At 72.9% G+C, this 16,912-nt stretch carries 15 protein-coding genes; 7 read left to right on the forward strand and 8 right to left on the reverse strand.

From position 1 onward, the window contains the following. The 5 genes from AB0F18_RS33460 to AB0F18_RS33480 form a co-directional block, all read left to right on the forward strand. On the forward strand, nt 1-348 hold a 348-nt coding region (locus AB0F18_RS33460), incomplete at its 5' end, for a phosphoadenosine phosphosulfate reductase family protein (RefSeq protein ID WP_362067504.1). Nucleotides 349-350: 2 nt separating this feature from the next. Then, on the forward strand, nt 351-1,634 hold the full coding sequence (locus tag AB0F18_RS33465) for a GTP-binding protein (RefSeq protein WP_362067506.1): 1,284 nt from the start codon (nt 351-353) through the stop codon (nt 1,632-1,634). Nucleotides 1,635-1,636: 2 nt separating this feature from the next. Next, nucleotides 1,637-2,776: an aliphatic sulfonate ABC transporter substrate-binding protein gene (locus tag AB0F18_RS33470; RefSeq protein ID WP_362067508.1), complete on the forward strand. Its 1,140-nt coding sequence runs from the start codon at nt 1,637-1,639 to the stop codon at nt 2,774-2,776. A gap of 6 nt (nt 2,777-2,782) precedes the next feature. After that, nucleotides 2,783-3,568, forward strand: coding sequence for an ABC transporter ATP-binding protein (locus AB0F18_RS33475; protein WP_362067510.1), 786 nt, complete (start codon nt 2,783-2,785; stop codon nt 3,566-3,568). Continuing rightward, entirely contained in the window at nt 3,555-4,427 is an 873-nt protein-coding gene (locus AB0F18_RS33480) for an ABC transporter permease (RefSeq protein ID WP_362067512.1), read from the forward strand. Before AB0F18_RS33475 ends, AB0F18_RS33480 begins: the two co-directional genes overlap by 14 nt. Before the next feature lie 24 nt (nt 4,428-4,451). Here AB0F18_RS33480 and AB0F18_RS33485 read toward each other — a convergent pair whose 3' ends face one another. The 3 genes from AB0F18_RS33485 to AB0F18_RS33495 all read right to left on the reverse strand — a co-directional run bounded on the left by AB0F18_RS33485 (nt 4,452) and on the right by AB0F18_RS33495 (nt 7,762). Beyond that, nucleotides 4,452-5,192: a sirohydrochlorin chelatase gene (locus AB0F18_RS33485; RefSeq protein ID WP_362067514.1), complete on the reverse strand. Its 741-nt coding sequence runs from the start codon at nt 5,190-5,192 to the stop codon at nt 4,452-4,454. A gap of 14 nt (nt 5,193-5,206) precedes the next feature. Continuing rightward, the gene (locus tag AB0F18_RS33490) at nt 5,207-5,995 is read right to left on the reverse strand and encodes an AfsR/SARP family transcriptional regulator (RefSeq protein WP_362067516.1); all 789 of its coding nucleotides are present in this window, start codon (nt 5,993-5,995) and stop codon (nt 5,207-5,209) included. 348 nt (nt 5,996-6,343) lie between these two features. After that, nucleotides 6,344-7,762 carry an MFS transporter gene (locus AB0F18_RS33495; protein WP_362067518.1) on the reverse strand — a complete coding sequence of 473 codons (1,419 nt, stop codon included), beginning with the start codon at nt 7,760-7,762 and terminating at the stop codon, nt 6,344-6,346. Nucleotides 7,763-7,940: 178 nt separating this feature from the next. Here AB0F18_RS33495 and AB0F18_RS33500 point away from each other — a divergent pair, with 178 nt between their 5' ends. After that, nucleotides 7,941-8,540, forward strand: a complete 600-nt coding sequence (locus AB0F18_RS33500) for a TetR/AcrR family transcriptional regulator (RefSeq protein WP_362067520.1) — start codon at nt 7,941-7,943, stop codon at nt 8,538-8,540. A gap of 67 nt (nt 8,541-8,607) precedes the next feature. Here AB0F18_RS33500 and AB0F18_RS33505 read toward each other — a convergent pair whose 3' ends face one another. From AB0F18_RS33505 to AB0F18_RS33525, 5 genes are all read right to left on the reverse strand, one after another. Further along, nucleotides 8,608-9,069 (reverse strand): nuclear transport factor 2 family protein, encoded by a 462-nt coding sequence (locus AB0F18_RS33505; RefSeq protein WP_362067522.1) that lies wholly within the window; start codon nt 9,067-9,069, stop codon nt 8,608-8,610. 38 nt (nt 9,070-9,107) lie between these two features. Continuing rightward, nucleotides 9,108-9,875, reverse strand: a complete 768-nt coding sequence (locus AB0F18_RS33510; RefSeq protein ID WP_362067524.1) for an alpha/beta fold hydrolase — start codon at nt 9,873-9,875, stop codon at nt 9,108-9,110. A gap of 46 nt (nt 9,876-9,921) precedes the next feature. After that, nucleotides 9,922-11,517, reverse strand: a complete 1,596-nt coding sequence (locus tag AB0F18_RS33515) for a long-chain-fatty-acid--CoA ligase (RefSeq protein ID WP_362067525.1) — start codon at nt 11,515-11,517, stop codon at nt 9,922-9,924. A 92-nt stretch (nt 11,518-11,609) separates the two neighbouring features. Next, complete coding sequence (locus AB0F18_RS33520) at nt 11,610-15,581, reverse strand: beta-ketoacyl synthase N-terminal-like domain-containing protein (RefSeq protein WP_362067527.1); 3,972 nt, start codon at nt 15,579-15,581, stop codon at nt 11,610-11,612. A 16-nt stretch (nt 15,582-15,597) separates the two neighbouring features. Beyond that, nucleotides 15,598-15,894: an acyl carrier protein gene (locus AB0F18_RS33525; RefSeq protein ID WP_362067529.1), complete on the reverse strand. Its 297-nt coding sequence runs from the start codon at nt 15,892-15,894 to the stop codon at nt 15,598-15,600. A gap of 135 nt (nt 15,895-16,029) precedes the next feature. Here AB0F18_RS33525 and AB0F18_RS33530 point away from each other — a divergent pair, with 135 nt between their 5' ends. Continuing rightward, nucleotides 16,030-16,779 (forward strand): 2OG-Fe dioxygenase family protein, encoded by a 750-nt coding sequence (locus tag AB0F18_RS33530; RefSeq protein ID WP_362067531.1) that lies wholly within the window; start codon nt 16,030-16,032, stop codon nt 16,777-16,779. Nucleotides 16,780-16,912: the final 133 nt, after the last annotated feature.

Below are 16,912 nucleotides of genomic sequence, written 5' to 3' on the forward strand. Positions count from 1 at the left end.
AACTGGACCGAGCTCGACGTCTGGCAGTACATCGCCCGCGAGGGCATCGAACTCCCCGAGATCTACTTCGCCCACGAACGGGACGTCTTCCAGCGGGGCGGCATGTGGCTGACCGCCGGCGAATGGGGCGGCCCCCGCGAGGACGAGCCCGTCGAGCGCCGGACCATCCGCTACCGCACCGTCGGCGACATGTCCTGCACCGGCGCCGTCGACTCCGACGCCACCACCCTGGACGCCGTCATCACCGAGATCGCCGCCTCCCGCCTCACCGAGCGGGGCGCGACCCGCGCCGACGACAAGCTGTCCGAGGCCGCGATGGAAGACCGCAAGCGCGAAGGGTACTTCTAGAGATGGACGACACGACGACACTGCTGCGCTTCGCCACCGCCGGCTCCGTGGACGACGGCAAGTCCACCCTGGTGGGCCGCCTCCTCCACGACTCCAAGTCGGTCCTGGCCGACCAGCTGGAGGCCGTGGAGCGGGTCTCCCAGGACCGCGGCCGGCAGGCCCCGGACCTGGCGCTGCTGACCGACGGTCTGCGTGCCGAGCGGGAGCAGGGCATCACCATCGACGTGGCCTACCGCTACTTCGCCACCGCCCGCCGCCGGTTCATCCTCGCCGACACCCCCGGGCACGTGCAGTACACGCGGAACATGGTCACCGGCGCCTCCACCGCCGACCTCGCCGTGGTCCTCGTCGACGCCCGCAACGGCGTCATCGAACAGACCCGCCGCCACGCCGCCGTCGCCGCCCTCCTGCGCGTCCCCCACGTCGTCCTCGCCGTCAACAAGATGGACCTCGCCGGATACGACGAGAACGTCTTCGCCGAGATCGCCGAGGAGTTCACCGCCTACGCCTCCGGACTCGGCGTGCACGAGGTCACCGCCATCCCCATCTCGGCCCTGGCCGGGGACAACGTGGTCGAACCCTCCGCCCACATGGACTGGTACGGCGGCCCCACCGTCCTGGAGCACCTGGAGACCGTCCCCGTCAGCGGCGGCCTCACCGGCGGCCCCGCCCGCTTCCCCGTCCAGTACGTGATCCGTCCGCAGACCCCCGAGCACCGCGACTACCGCGGTTACGCGGGCCAGATCGCCTCCGGCGTCCTGCGCGTCGGCGAGGCCGTCACCGTCTTCCCCTCCGGCCGCACCAGCGTCATCGAGGGCATCGACGCGCTCGGCGAGAGCGTCGACACCGCCTGGGCCCCCCAGTCCGTCACCCTCCGCCTCCGGGACGACGTCGACGTCTCCCGCGGCGACCTCATCGCCCCCGCCGGCGCCGCCCCCGCCACCACCCAGGACGTCACCGCCACCGTCTGCCACGTCGCCGACCGGCCCCTGGCCGTCGGCCAGCGCGTGCTGCTCAAACACACCACCCGCAGCGTCAAGGCCATCGTCCGGGAGATCCCCTCCCGGCTGGCCCTCGACGACCTCTCCCAGCACCCCGACCCCGGCCGGCTGGTCGCCAACGACATCGGCCGCGTCGTCGTCCGCACCGGCGAACCCCTCGCCCTCGACCCCTACGCGGCCTCCCGCCACACCGGATCCTTCCTGCTCATCGACCCGGCCGACGGCACCACCCTGACCGCGGGCATGGCCGGCGAGGCCTTCACCGAGAACGAACGGACCGTCTGACGATGTCCCCACCGCCCCGTCCGCGCCGCCGCCGCAGCCGCCTCGCCGCCGCCCTCGGCCTCCTCCTGACCTGCGCCACCGCCCTCACCTCCTGCGGTTACGGATCCCGGGCCGACCAGGTCCCCGCCGCCGCCCAGGCCCCGGCCGGCGCGGCCGGCGCGAAGCTCTCGGCGGGCTCCGTGACCCTCGGCTACTTCCCCAACCTCACCCACGCCACCGCCCTGGTCGGCGTACGGGAGGGCCTGATCCGGCGGGAACTGGCCGGCACCGCCCTGAAGACCACCACCTTCAACGCCGGCCCCGCCGAGATCGAGGCCCTCAACGCGGGCTCCGTCGACATCGGCTTCATCGGCCCCTCGCCCGCCGTCAACGGCTACGTGAAGTCCGGGGGCCGCAACCTGCGGATCGTCTCCGGCTCCGCCTCCGGCGGCGTCAAGCTCGTCGTGAACCCGGAGAAGATCAAGACCCTCGACGACCTCAAGGGCCGGAGGATCGCCACCCCGCAGCTCGGCAACACCCAGGACGTGGCATTCCTCGACTGGATCGCGGCCCGCGGCTGGAAGGTGGACGCCGCCAGCGGCCGGGGCGACGTCTCCGTCGTCCGCACCAACAACACCATCACCCCCGACGCCTACCGCTCCGGCTCGGTCGACGGCGCCTGGGTGCCCGAGCCCACCGCCTCCAAGCTGGTCGCGGACGGCGCCGCGGTCCTCCTCGACGAGACCGACCTGTGGCCCGACAAGAAGTTCGTCATCACGAACGTGGTCGTCTCGCAGAAGTTCCTCAAGGAGCACCCGGACGTGGTCGAGGCCGTCCTGCGCGGCACCGTGAAGACCAACGAGTGGATCAACGCCCACCCGGAGCAGGCCAAGGCCTCAGCCAACGCCGCCCTCGCGGACCTCACCGGCAGGGAACTGGAGCCCGAGGTCATCGACCGGGCCTGGCCGTCGATCCTCGTCACCGACGACCCCCTTCCGGCCACCCTCCGGACCCAGTCCGAGCACGCCGTCGTGGCCGGGCTGCTGGAGAAGCCCGATCTGACCGGCATCTACGACCTCGGGCCGCTCAACAGGGTCCTGGGTTCCCTGAACAAGCCCACCGTCACCCCCGCCGGTACCGGCGCCGACGACCAAGGGAGGTGAGCCGCGGTGGCGACCGCACTCATCAACGCGGAGAACACCACGGCGCTCACGCCGGCCGTCCGCACCGAGCACGTCTCGAAGTCCTTCCCCGGCCCCGCCGGACCGCAGCAGATCCTCGACGACATCAGCCTGGACGTCGCACCCGGCGAGTTCGTCACCCTCCTCGGCGCCTCGGGCTGCGGCAAGTCCACCCTCCTCAACCTGATCGCCGGCCTCGACACCCCCACCTCCGGGTCCGTCGCCACCGAGGGCCGCCCGGCCCTGATGTTCCAGGAACACGCCCTGTTCCCCTGGCTGACGGCCGGCAAGAACATCGAACTGGCCCTGCGGCTGCGCGGGGTCGCCAAGGCCGACCGCAAGCCGGAGGCCGAACGGCTGCTGGAGCTGGTCCGTCTCGGCGGCGCGTATGGCAAGCGCGTCCACGAGCTCTCCGGCGGTATGCGCCAGCGCGTCGCCCTGGCCCGAGCCCTCGCCCAGGACAGCCGCCTGCTGCTGATGGACGAGCCGTTCGCGGCCCTGGACGCCATCACCCGCGACGTCCTGCACGGCGAACTCACCCGCATCTGGGAAGAGACGGGCCTGTCGGTCCTCTTCGTCACCCACAACGTCCGCGAGGCCGTCCGCCTCGCCCAGCGCGTCGTCCTCCTCTCCTCCCGCCCCGGCCGGATCGCGAAGGAATGGACTGTGGACATCCCGCAGCCCCGCCGCATCGAGGACGCCGAGGTCGCGGAACTGTCCCTGGAGATCACCGAACACCTGCGAGGGGAGATCCGCCGCCATGGCCGGCACTGACCTCAGGCCCCGGGCCGCCGCCAACGAGCTGGCCGGGCTGGACGCGCTCGACACCCACCACGGCTCCCGGACCCCGCTGCGCCGCCTCCTGCTGGGCAAGGCCCTGCCCCCGGCGCTGGCCGTCGCCCTCGTGCTGACGCTCTGGCAGGCCCTCGCCTGGGCGCACGTCGCCGACGACTACGTGCTCCCGCCGCCCGCCGCCGTCTGGGACAGCCTCGCCGACCTGTGGTTCAAGGGCACCCTGTTCGACGTCGTGTGGACCAGCGTCTGGCGCGGCCTGTCCGGGTTCCTGCTGGCCCTGGCCATCGGTACCCCGCTCGGCCTGCTCGTCGCCCGCGTCCGGCCGGTACGGGCCGCCGTCGGCCCGGTCCTCTCCGGCCTGCAGTCCCTGCCCTCGGTCGCCTGGGTGCCCCCGGCGGTGCTCTGGCTGGGCCTGGACAACTCGATGATGTACGCCGTCATCCTGCTCGGCGCCACCCCCTCCATCGCCGGCGGCCTCGTCTCCGGCATCGACCAGGTGCCGCCGCTCCTGATGCGGGCCGGCCGCTCCCTCGGCGCCACCGGACTGCGCGGCGCCCGCCACGTCGTCATGCCGGCCGCGTTCCCCGGCTACCTGGCCGGCCTCAAGCAGGGCTGGGCCTTCTCCTGGCGCTCCCTGATGGCCGCCGAGATCATCGCCAGCTCCCCCGACCTGGGCCTGGGCCTGGGCCAGTTGCTGGAGTCGGGGCGCGAGACCTCCGACATGGCCCGGATCTTCCTGGCCATCGCCCTGATCCTGCTGGTCGGCATCGCCGTCGAACTGCTGGTCTTCGCCCCGGTGGAACGCCGCATGCTGCGCGGCCGCGGCCTGCGCGGGTGACACCCCGGCGGCCCGGGCGCGCGGTCAGACCGCGAGGGCCCGGGCCTCCGCCACGGCCTCGTCGTAGCGGAGCAGGACGAGCCGGGCGAGCTCCGGCGCGGCGCCGAGCACCCCGCCCAGGACGTCCGCCCCGGCCGCGGCGGCGCCCGCGGCGATCCGGTCGGGGAGCCGGCCCGGCGCCAGGACGTAGGGGGCCACCGCCACCCGTCGTACGCCCTCGGCGCGCAGCGCCCGTACGGCGTCCCCCGTGGCGGGGAAGAGGCCGGCGGAGGCGAAGGCGGGCCGTACGGCGGGCCAGCCGGTGCCCCGCCAGGAGCGGGCGATCCCCGCGAGCACGGCGGCCGCGTCGGGGTCGGTGGTGCCGGCGGCCGCGAGCACGACACCGGTCGTCGCGCGCTCGTGCGGCCCGAGGCCGGCCTCGTACAGCCGGCGCTCCAGCGCGGCCGTCAGCAGGGGGTGCGGGCCCAGTACGCCGGCCTGCCGGACGGCGAGCGGGGCGGGGGCCCGGCGCAGTACGCCGGGCAGGTCGTGCTTCGCGTGGAAGGCGCGGCTCAGGAGCAGGGGCTGGACCACCAGCCGCTCCACCCCGGCGTGCGCCATCCGGGTCAACTCCCCCCGTACGGAAGGTGAGTCGAAGTCGAGGTAGGCCGTGCCCACCCGCAGTCCGGGCCTCGTCGACCGGATCCGCCGGGTGAGTGCGCGCACCGTCGCCGCGTGCCGGGGGTCACGGCTGCCGTGCGCGACGAGCAGGAGACGCCCGTCCATGTCCGGGCCCGTCCCTAGCTCGCGACGAGCGCCGGAACCGGCCAGTACGGCTCGTCCTGGAGCAGCATCGGGTCGTGGGTGAGGATCGCCCGCTCGTACTGGCTCAGGACGGGGGAGGGCTCGATGCCCTGGGACTCGATCATGTTGTGCCGGCACTGGCGGTAGACCGTCAGCGCGTCGAGCTGGCGGCCGCAGCGGTACAGCGCCCGCATCAGCAGCATGCAGAACTGCTCGTGGTTCGGATGGCGCGAGTAGAGCTCGGTCAGTTCCGGGAGGATCCGCTCGTGGCCGCCGGCGCGCAGTTCGAGGTCGTAGAGCAGTATGAGGGCCGAATTTCTCGCCTCCTGATATCTCGTGGACGCGGTGCGGCAGATCGGTCCGCCGGTCAGTCCGCCGAATACCGGGCCGCGCCAGCGCGAGAGCCCCGCGCGGAGATCGGCGATGTTCTGGCGGAGTTCGGGCAGGCCGTCCGTTCCCGTGCGCGCGTGGACGGCGTCCACGGTGTCGAGGAACAGATAGGCGTCGAGTTCCCACCGGTCGAACAGGAACGTATAGCCGGAGGTGCTCGTCACCACCCGCGAGCCCTCGCGCTCCGGCTCGACCGCCGCGAGGGTCCTGCGGACGCGGCTGATCTGCGCCTGGAGGGCGTTCTCGACCTTGTTGGGGGGTGTGGTCCCCCAGAGTTCGAGGATGAGGGAATCGACCGTGACGAGGGATCCGCCGGCCGCGAGCAGGGCCGCCAGAAGCGTCTGCTGCATGGCGCCGCCGAGCCGTACGGCGACCCGCTGTTTGACGATTTCCATGGAGCCTAGGACTGAGAACAGCAACACAAACATCTCCCCGCGAGATGGAAAGAGAACGGTGTCGTGTGCACTGGCGTCGGGCGATCGATTCAGTTCCGCATTCACGCTCGACATGCTCTGGAACTTTAATGGACCGATCGGTCCCGACCGTACTTGGTCGGGCGGGAGCGTGTCAATGAAGCCCCGGGAGCCCCTGCGCGGCCCCCGCGGTGCCTCCGGCGCCGGGCATGACGAAGGCCGTGCAACACGCCGGGCGCCGGATGCGGGGGATCCAGTGGAGGCGCCTGACGTGCTGCACGGCCGATCAGGGGGAGGAGGGGGGCGCCGCCGCGGCGGCGCCCCCTCCCGTCAGGCGGAGGCCTTCTGGCGGTAGCGGGCGGCGCCCGCCAGGGCCACGAGGGTCACGGCCAGGGTGATGGCGGTGACGGTCCACAGGCCGGCCCGGTACGGGGCGAGCCCGCCGGTGCTGAGCGAGAAGACGGTCGCGGTGAGGGCGATGACCACACCGTTGCCGATCTGCGCGCCGGCGTTGAACAGGCCCGAGACCAGGCCCTGCTCGTCCGGCGAGGCGGTGCCGACGGCGGCGATGTTCAGCGCCGGGTACACCGCGGCGAAGCCGAGGCCGCCGAGCAGCTGCTGGGCGAACAGGGTGATCAGCGGGTCGACCTGGCCCATCAGCAGGACCCAGCCCAGGTAGCCGATGCTCAGCATGATCAGGCCGCCGGTCGCGACCGGCCAGGCGCCGTACTTGGTGACCAGCGCGGCGCCGTAACGGGCGGTGCCCGCGGTCAGCACGCCGCCGAGGAGGAAGGCGAGGCCGGCCTCCAGCGGGGTCCAGTGCAGCTGCTCCTGGTAGTAGAGGGTCAGGACGAACTGGAAGGAGACGTAGGCGCCGAAGAAGAGCATGGCGACCAGCGAGCGGGTCAGCTGGCCCTTGCGGAAGACGGCGAGCGGGACCAGCGGCGCCGGGTGGCGGCTCTCGATCAGGGCGAACAGCGGGAAGAGGACGGCGGCGGCGATCAGCGAGCCGATCGTCTGCGCGTCGCTCCAGCCGTCGCTGGCGGCCCGGCTGAGTCCGTACACGAGGGCCACCGCGCCGGCCGTCACCGTGACGGCGCCGAGGACGTCGAGGCTGCCGCTCTTGCCCTTCTCCTGCTGCGAGGGGACCACCGAGGCGGCGAGCAGCGCGACCAGGAGGCCGGCCACGGCCGGTGCGAAGAGGACGAGCCGCCAGGAGACGCCGGCCATCAGGCCGCCGAGGATCAGGCCGAGCGCGTAACCGGCGGAGGCCACGGCCAGGAAGGTGCCCAGGGCGCGGTTGCGTGACTGCTCGTCACGGAAGGCGTCGAGCAGGATCGCCATGGCGGCGGGCGCGGTGATGCCGGCGCTGACGCCCTTGAGCAGTCGGGCGACGACCAGGACCACGCCGTCGTCGGCGATGCCGCCGAGCAGGCTGGCGACGACGAACACGGCCAGCCAGCCGATCAGCAGCTTCTTGCGGTTGTAGAGGTCGGCCAGCCGGCCGCCCAGGAGCAGGAAGCCGCCAAAGCCCAGCGCGTACGCCGAGACGACCCACTGGAGGGCGGAGGTGGTCATGCCCAGGTCCGCCTGGACCAGGGGGAGGGCGGGTCCCATGCTCGCGATGTCCATCGCGTCGAGGAACTGCACCGCGCACACGACCAGGAGCAGCAGCGGCAGGCTTTTGACCGCGGGGACGGGAGGTACGACCCGTGCGATGGGAGGGGAGGTCGGGGATGCCTCGGTCATGGTCAGACTCCGATCGGAGTGTCGTCGGAAGCGGTGAGCGGGCTGGCCGGCTGTTCTGCGGATGGCCAAAAATTATGGACCAATCAGTCCAGGACTGATCGGTCCATTTCTAGCGCTCACAAACCCCTGTGTCAAACGTATGCTGGGAACCGCGGGGGAGAGGCGAAGGAGTTGAGACATGGCGCGCACACCGGCACCAGGTACGAGGCGGCGGATCCTGGAAGCCTCGGCCAAACTCTTCGGTGAGCAGGGGGTCCGGGCCGTCGGCATGCAGCAGGTGATCGACGCGACCGGAGTCGGCAAGAGCCTCCTCTACCGCGAGTTCGCCAGCAAGGACGAACTCATCGCGGCCTGGCTGCGCGAGAGCGACGCGCAGTGGTGGGAGCGGGCCGAGGAGGTCACCGCCCCCCACAGCGGCGACCCGGCCCGCCAGATCCTCGCGCTGATGGCGTTCTTCCAGGACAGCGTCAGGGACCCCGACTTCCACGGCTGCATCTACTACAACACCTCCAGCGAGTTCCGCGACCCCGCCCACCCGGGCCGCCAGGAGGCGAAGCTGCACCTCAAGGGCCTGCGCAACTGGTGGCGCGACAAGGGGGCCCAGGCCGGCGCCGAGGACCCCGACGCCCTCGCCGACACCCTCATGCTGATCGTCGGCGGCACCCTCGCCAACGGCGAGGTGCTCGGCGAAGCCGGCCCCGCCCGCATGGCCCTGGCCACCACCGAGCTCGTCCTGCGCCAGTACTGCCCGAACGCCCTGACGGCCGCCACGGTCTGACCGGCGGCCCCCCGCACGAACGGCCCCGCGGCGCACTGCCGCGGGGCCGCCGTGCGGAAGCCCCCGTTCAGGACGCGGGGGCACCGGTACGCGTGGGCCGGGCATGGCGCACCGCCACGCCGTGCTCCTCGTAACCGTCGTTGTAGCTGAACGACGAGGGCATCCGGTCGTGGAACTGGTAGTCGGCCTGAATTCGACCGTCCTCGGCGAGCACGAGGATGTCCTGGCCGGACATCTCCATCTCGCCCGTGGCCGCCGAGACCATCACCCAGTTGAACCGGACCACGTCGTGGTGGCCGGTCGCGTTGTGCGAGGACCGGAACTCGTACCCCATCGGGCCGTACACCTCGTGCGTGTAGGCCAGCTGGTCCAGGAGGGCCGCGTGCCCCCGGATCGGGTCCTTGCGGTAGAAGACGTAGACGCAGTCCGGCGCGTACATCTCGTACACCATGGCGCGCCGGCGCTCCGCGTCCTTCTCGTTCCACAACGCGACGTAGCGCGCGAGGAGTTCGTTGGGTCGGGGCAGCATGAAGGGGTACCTCCGGGTTCTCCTGGGACGCCGCCCGCTCAGCCCCCCGCCGCGTACCGCGGCAGCAGCTGGGCCAGGTCGGCCGTGATGGCGCGGGCGTGGGTCCGCAGGTAGAAGTGGTCCCCGGGGAAGGTCCGGCACCCCAGGAACTCCGGCGTCCGCCCGGCCCACGACCGCATGGCCTCGGGCGCGAGGAGCGGATCCCCGCGCCCGGAGTAGGCGACGACGGGACAGCCCACGGCAGCCCCGTCGTCCGAGAAGTCCGCGCACACCGCGCCGTCCGCGCCCATCGCGCGCACCGCCGCCGCCAGCAGCTCCGGATCCTCCTCGACCTCCGGCGGCAGACCGCCCAGCACGCGCAGCGCCCCCAGCGGGCACGCCACCAGGTCCGGCGGCGCCGTGAACCCCAGCGGCGCCCACCCCGACACGGCGAGCAGCGACGGCGCCGGCAGGCCCCGCCGCTCCAGCTCCACCGTCAGCCGGTAGCCGAGCAGCGCCCCCATCGAGTGCCCGAACACCGCGTACGGGCGCTCGTCCAGCTCGTCCGAGACCACCCGCGCGAGCGCCTCCGCCAGCGCGCCCAGCCGGGTGTACGGGGCCTCGCGCCGCCGCTCCTGCCGGCCCGGCAGCTGCACGGCCTGGCAGGCCACCGACCCGGGCAACTGGCCGGGCCAGTCCCGGTACATGGAGGCGCCGCCCCCGCTGTGGTGCAGCAGGAACAGCCGTACCTCCGCCTCCGGATCGGCGTCGGCCGGGTGCAGCCACCGCGCGGCGCCCTGGACCTCGGGCAGCGGGCCCGCGCGCACGGGCCCCCCGTCCCCTCGATGCCGCAGTACGGTGTCCACGGCGGCCCTAGGCGGCCCGGGCCGGGTCCGAGCCCGCCTCGAACCGCTCCCGCAGCACCCGGCGCAGCACCTTCCCGGTGGGATTGCGCGGCAGCTCGGCGACCAGGTCGTACCCGGTGGGGATCTTGAACCCGGCGATCCGGCCGTTCAGGAACCGCAGGAACTCCCGCGGGGCCGTCGCCCCGGCCTCCGGGCGCAGCACCACCGCGGCCCGTACGGCCTCACCCCAATCGGGGTGCGGGACCCCGTACACGGAGACCTCCGCGACCGCCGGATGGGCCCGCAGGGCATGCTCGACCTCCGTGGGATAGATGTTCTGACCCGCGACGATGATCGTGTCGTTGACCCGGTCGGCGAGGAACAGGTAGCCGTCCTCGTCCACATGGCCCATGTCGCCCATCGCCAGCCACTCGCCGGACTCCCCGGACAGCGCCTGCGCGGTCGCCTCCGGCAGCCGCCAGTACCCGAGGAAACGCGCCGGGCTGTGCACCACCACCCGCCCGACCTCGCCCGCCGGCAGCGGCCGCCCCTCCCCGTCCAGGATCCGCAGGGCGACGCCCGGGACGGCCCGGCCCGCCGAGCCGAGCACCCGGCTGTCCGCGGTGTGGTCCTCCGGCGCCAGGACGGTCAGGAAACTGCCCGCCTCCGCCGAGGAGTAGCCCTGCGCCAGCTCGCAGCCCAGGACGTCGATGCAGGTCAGGAGCAGCTCCCGGTCGATGGGGGAGCCGCTGTAGACCACCTTGCGCAGGGAGCGGAAGGTCTCGCGGGTCGTCCCCCGCTCGGCCAGCATCATCCGCAGCATCGCGGGCGCCGCCCACAGGGTGGTGATCCGGTGCCGCTCGATCAGCCGGGTCGCCTCGTCGGCGACGAACTGCCGCATCACCACCGTGGTGGCGCCGGCGTTGAAGGAGTGCATGAACCAGCCGAAGCCGGCCGTGTGCAGGCCCGGGAAGCAGCTCAGCCCCCGGTCCTCGGGCCGCCAGTCGATCCAGTCCACCCCGGCCGCCCGGGTGTCGGCGATGAAGGTGAAGAAGGTCCGCTGCGCCAGCACCACCCCCTTCGGCAGGCCGGTCGTCCCGCTCGTGTACAGCTGCGCGACCGGGTCGTCGAAGCCGGCCGGCCCCGCCGTGGGCGGCTCGGTGTCCGGCAGGCCCGCCTTCCAGTCGAGGAACCCGCCCGCCACATGGCGGTCCGAGTCCATCTCCACGACCTCGCGCAGCCCGGGCAGCACCGGCCGCAGCTTGTCCACCAGCGGCCGGAACTCCCGCTCCACGAAGAGCAGTTCGGCCTGCGAATCGCGCAGCACGTGCTCGACCTCGCCGACCGTGAGCCGGGAGTTCACCGGCACCAGCACCGCGCCGCTCTTCGCGCAGCCCAGCGCCAGGTCGTAGTAGCGCTCCGACTCCCGGCCCAGATAGCCCACCCGCGATCCGGCCGCGAGCCCCGCGGCCAGCAGCGCGTGCGCGGTGCGGTTGCTCTCCCGGTGCAGCTCCCCGTAGGTGAGCGCGCGGTCCTCGCAGACCACCGCGGGCTGGTCGGGCCGGGTCCGGGCGTGCAGCGCCGCGCGGGCGGCGAGGGTGCGGTCCTCCATACGGTTGTCCATGGGGTTCCCTTGTGTCGTTGCTCTGTGTCGTTGCTCGCAGGGTTGAGGGGGCCACGGCGGCCGAGGCGTCCGCCGTGGCCCCGGTCGGGGGGTCAGGCCGCGGCCGCCGCCGGCCCGGCGGCCAGCCGTACGGACAGCAGCTCCGCGAGCTCCTCCACCGACGGGTGGTCGAAGACCGCCGACGACAGCAGCGGGATCCGCAGCCGCGTCTGGAGCTGGTTCTTCAGCACGATCGCCGTCAGCGAGTCCACGCCGAGCTCCAGGAAGCTCGCCCGGGTGTCGATGTACTCCGGGTCGTCGATCGCCAGCAGCGCCGCGACCGTCGCGCGGACCAGCGCGACCAGCGCCGTCTGCCGTTCCTCGGGCGCGGCCGACGCCAGCGCCTCCACGTCCACCGGCGCGGCCGAAGCGGCCGCCCGGGCGGTCCGCTCCGCGGCCGCCGCCTCCACCGGGCGGTCCGGCAGCCGGGTGAAGCCCATCCCGGACAGCTCCATCACCGGCCGGCCGTCGTCCTCCAGCAGCAGCACGTCCAGGGTGAACGCCGGGCCCGGGGCCTCGGGACCCTCGGCGCGCGTCACGCGGGCCGAGGAGCGCAGCACCTCACCGCGCGGCTTCTTGAAGGCGCGCAGCCGGTCCACGCTGGTGGCCACGTACCGGCGGCCGTCGTCGGCGAGCGCCGCCAGGCCGTGCGTGGCCCCGTCCAGCAGCGGCGGCGGCAGCTGCTCGGTCCGGGAGACGTCCCCGCCCGACAGCTCGGTCACCGCGAAGTCCGGGCCGTACGCCGTCACCGAGCGGGCCCGCAGGAACTGCGGCCCGTACTCCAGCCCGGCCTCCGCGTAGGCGGCCTTGACCTCCTCGCCGTCCATCACCCGTGAGGGCCCGTCGCCGTCGAGGGCCCCGGTCAGGGCGAGCAGGGTGCGGCCCGGGCCGGCCAGCCCGCTGCCCGCGTAGTCCGGCTCGGCCGCGACGAAGGCCGTCGCGTGCAGCCGCTCGGCGCCCTCGGGCTCGTCGCCGGCCCGGCTGGATACCTCCACCGCGAGCCGCCCGTCCGGCCCGGGACGGACCCGGGTCAGCAGCAGCGCCGGCCGGTCCGACAGGAACAGCGCCTCGTGGAAGCGCACGTCCTCCACCGCCCGGCCGGTGTCGCCGTGGATCTCGTCCTGCACCGCCAGCAGCAGCTCCAGGTAGGCGGCCGCGGGCAGGAAGACCTGGCCGCCGATGGTGTGGTCGGCCAGGTACGCCGGCTGCCGGGCGCTGATCCGCGCGGTGAACTCCCGCCGCCCGCCGCCCGGTCCGGTCTCCCGGCCGAGCAGCGGATGCCCGTCGCCGCCCGCCCCGCCCCGCCCGGCGGGCCGGGCCGGGAGCCGGTACTCGCGCCGGTCGAAGGCGTAGCCGGGCAGCGGGATCCGCCGGCCCGGCCGGCCCGCGTACACCTCGCCCCAGGCGATGTTCAGCCCGGCCGCGTACGCGCCCGCCAGCGCGGCGTCCAGGGCCGCGCCCGTGGTGTCCTTCGAACGCAGACTGCTCAGCCAGCGGTGCTGCTCCTGCGGGAGGGCCCGCCGGGCCAGCGAGGTCAGCGCCGAGGACGGGCCGACCTCCAGGAACACGTGCCGGCCGCGCTCCGCGATGGTGCGCACCCCGGCCGCGAACTCCACCGTCTCGTTGACGTGCCGCACCCAGTACTCGGGCGTCGCCAGATCCCGGGGGTTCGCGATCCGGCCCGTCAGGTTCGACACGATCGGCAACTGCGGCTCCCGGAAGGAGATCCCGCGCAGCACCTCGGCCAGCGGCTCCGACACCCCGGCCATCAGCGGCGAGTGGAACGCTGCCGTCACGTGCAGCTCGGTCACCGTCCAGCCCGGCTCGCGCAGCGCCTCCACCGCCTCCGCGAGGGCCGCCGCCCCGCCCGAGATCACCACCTGCTCCGGGGCGTTGACGGCGGCGACCGCGAGCTCGGGCCACTCCTTCAGCCGCGCCCGCACCTCGTCGGCCGGCGCCGACACCGCGGCCATCCCGCCCGGCTCCGACACCGACTCGATCAGCCGGGAGCGGGCGGCGAGGAAGGTGACCCCGTCGGCGAGGGTGAACAGCCCGGCCACCGTGGCGGCGACGATCTCGCCGACGCTGTGCCCGATCAGCACGCTCGGCCGCACCCCCCACGACAGCCACAGCCGGGCGAGGGCGTACTCCAGGGTGAACAGCGCCGCGTGCGTGAAGGACGTACGGGCCAGGGTCTCCTCGGCGTCCGGCACCTCGCCGAACATCACCGCGGCCACGGAACGCCCCAGCAGCGGGGCGAAGAGCGCGTCGCATTCGTCGACGCACCGGGTGAAGACGGGGAACCGGCCGTACAGGGCCCGGCCCATCCCGACGTACTGCGAACCGGACCCGGTGAACAGGAAGGCCGTCTTGCGGAACGCGTCCGGCTTCCCGTCCCCCCGCGCCGGCGCGCTCCACCGCTCCAGGTGCCCGGCCAGCTCCGCCGTGCCCGCGACGGCGGCCGCCGCCCGGTACCGGAAGTGCGAGCGGCCGGTGGCGCGGGTGCGGCACAGGTCGGCGAGGGAGGTGTCCGGGTGCTCGGCGAGGAAACGGGCGTACCGCTCGGCCTGGAGCCGCAGCGCCGGGCGCGACTTGGCGGAGAGCGTGAAGACCTGCCCGCCCTCCTCCCGGGCCTCCCCGGACGCGGCAGCCTCCGCACCCCGTGCGGAGGCGGGCGGCTCCTCCAGCACCGCCACCGCGATGGCCCCGGCGACCCCGAAGCCGTTGACCGTGGCCCGGCGCACCGGGGCCTTCCAGGGCCGCTCCTCCGTGGCCACGGTGATCGGGTACGTGTCCCACGGGATCCGCCCGGAGAGGTTGCGCCACACGTGCGGGAAGAAGGCGCCCGCGCGCATCTGCGTGATCACCTTGATCACCGCGCCGAGCCCGGCCGCCGGCTCCATGTGCCCGATGTTGGCCTTCAGCGAGCCGATGACCAGGGGGTCCTCCCGGTCGTGCGAGGCACCGAACACCCCGTTGACCGAGCCCATCTCGATCGGGTCGCCCAGCGGGGTCCCCGTCCCGTGCGCCTCCACGTACTGGATGTCGCCCGGCTCCAGCCGCGCGTTCGCCAGCGCCGCCCGCATCACGGCCTCCTGCGCCGTGCCGTTGGGCGCGCTCAGCCCCGCGCTCTCACCGTCCTGGCCGATGGCCGTCCCGCGGACGAGGGCCAGCACCCGGTCCCCGTCCGCCAGCGCGTCCGACAGCCTCTTGAGGACCAGGGCCCCGCAGCCCTCGGCGCGCGCGTACCCGTCCGCGCTCTCGTCGAAGGTCTTGCAGTGCCCGTCCGGGGCGAGCATCTGGGCGTGCGAGAGGATCACGTACGAACGCGGGTTGTGCAGGGTGTTCACCCCGGCGCACAGCGCGATCCCGCACTCGCGCCGCCGCAGCCCCTCCACCGCCAGGTGCAGGGCGGTCAGCGACGCCGCGCACGCGGTGTCCGTCGTCAGGCTCGGGCCGCGCCAGCCCAGGAAGTACGAGAGCCGCCCCGACAGGGAGTACGCGCCGAGCCCGGTCGTCAGGCTCCCGTCGAGCTGCTCGTCGGAGAGCCCTTCCAGCTCCAGGGCGAAGTCCAGCGGAGAGGCCCCCACGTAGACTCCGCCGTCGCCGTGCCGCAGGCCGGCCGGATCGATGCCGGAGTCCTCCAGGGCCTCCCACACGGTCTCCATGAGCAGCCGCTGCGCGGGGTCGATAAAGGGCGCGTCCTTGGGCGGAATGTTGAAGAACTGCGCGTCGAACTCGTCGATACGGTCGAGGAAACCGCCCGCGACGGCCGTGACGTCGCCGTCGGCCACCTCCGGGACCCAGCGGTCGCGCGGCAGCGGCCCAATTCCGGAACGCCCCTCCCGGAGGAACGCGTCGAGCTCGGGGAGGGAACGATTCCCCCCGGGGAGCCGCATTCCGATCCCGACCACGGCGATCGGCTCGTGCTTTTCCGAAAGGAGCCGCTCGAGTTCCTCCTCCTGCCGGCGGACGGTCTCCTCCGCGGCTTCGAGCCTTTCCTGTAATTCCGGATGTCCCGGCATGGCCGCAGTCCCTCTCTCAGTTCGCGTCGAAGATGTCGGCCAGCACGTCCGAGGCCAGATAGTCGGTCAGCCGCTCGACGGTGGGCTGGTTGAACAGGGCCGTGCTGCTGATGCCCCGGCCCAGCCGCTCCTCCAGACGCTGCTTGACCATGGTGAGCAGCAGGGACGTCATCCCGAGCTCGAAGAAGCTGTCCTCCAGGGGCAGCTCCTCGTCCTCGGGCATGAGCAGTGCCTTCTTGAATTCCGCGACGACGATTTCCTCAAGGACCGTCCGGCGTTCCGTCCGGGGCGAGGCCGTTAATACTTCTGTCATACCGGCCGAGTGAAGCACAGGCCGTGTGACGACCGGCTGACGTCCATCTGACGTGCGAGCCCTGTCAGTTCAGCGTCAGCAACGCTGTGGGAACCTCGGTGGCGCAGTATGAGATCCGGCGTGGAGGAGCCAATCATGCAGACCGAGGCACGGGAAGAACTGCGGACCAACGGATATTCGTTGCTGCCGGCCGACCAGATCGTCATCGATGCCGAATTGCGGCAGCACGTGAAGGAATTGGCCGCCGAATGGGAGAACCTGGAGACGGACCGGTACCTGAAGGGCGGATCCCGTTTCCGCGAGCGCGCCTACGACCGCTTCTTCTTCGTACCGCGCACCGGAGAGGTCCGGCTGCGCCCGCACCGCCCCTACTTCCAGTCGATGAACGCCAACGACTACGCCGGCGGCATCGACCGCGACGTGGCCCCCCTCAGCCGGACCACCCTCGACAACCCGCTCCTGACCCGGCTCCTGCGCGCCAACTTCGAGAACTTCCCGGTGCCCGAGGAGTCCTGGCTGGACGACCCCTGGGACGTCCAGTGCCACCAGTTCCGCATCATCAGCACCCCGGACGAGACGGGCGAGCCCACCCCCGAGGGCCCGCACCGCGACGAGGTCGACTTCGGCGCGATCCACCTGATGGGCCGCTTCAACGCCGATGGCGGGGAGTCCCAGGTCTACAGCCTGGAGCGGGACCTCGTCGCCGAGTTCTGCCTGACCGAGCAGATGGACACGATGTTCTGGTCGGACGGCCGGATCCTGCACGCGGTCCGCCCGATCCACCCGGTGGACCCGTCGAAGGCGGCGGTCCGGGACGTGCTGATCATGGGCTACAAGCACGAGCCGGAGCTGCGGCGCGAAGAGCGCGACGAGAAGACCGCCTGAGATGACGGCCACCGAGATCCGCCGTGTCGACCGGGTGGTCATCCGCTTCGCGGGTGACTCGGGTGACGGTATGCAGCTGACGGGTGACCGTTTCACCTCGGAGACGGCGTCCTTCGGCAACGACCTCTCGACG

This window comes from Streptomyces sp. NPDC029216 (assembly GCF_040648015.1).
In the GTDB taxonomy this organism is placed as follows: Bacteria; Actinomycetota; Actinomycetes; order Streptomycetales; family Streptomycetaceae; genus Streptomyces.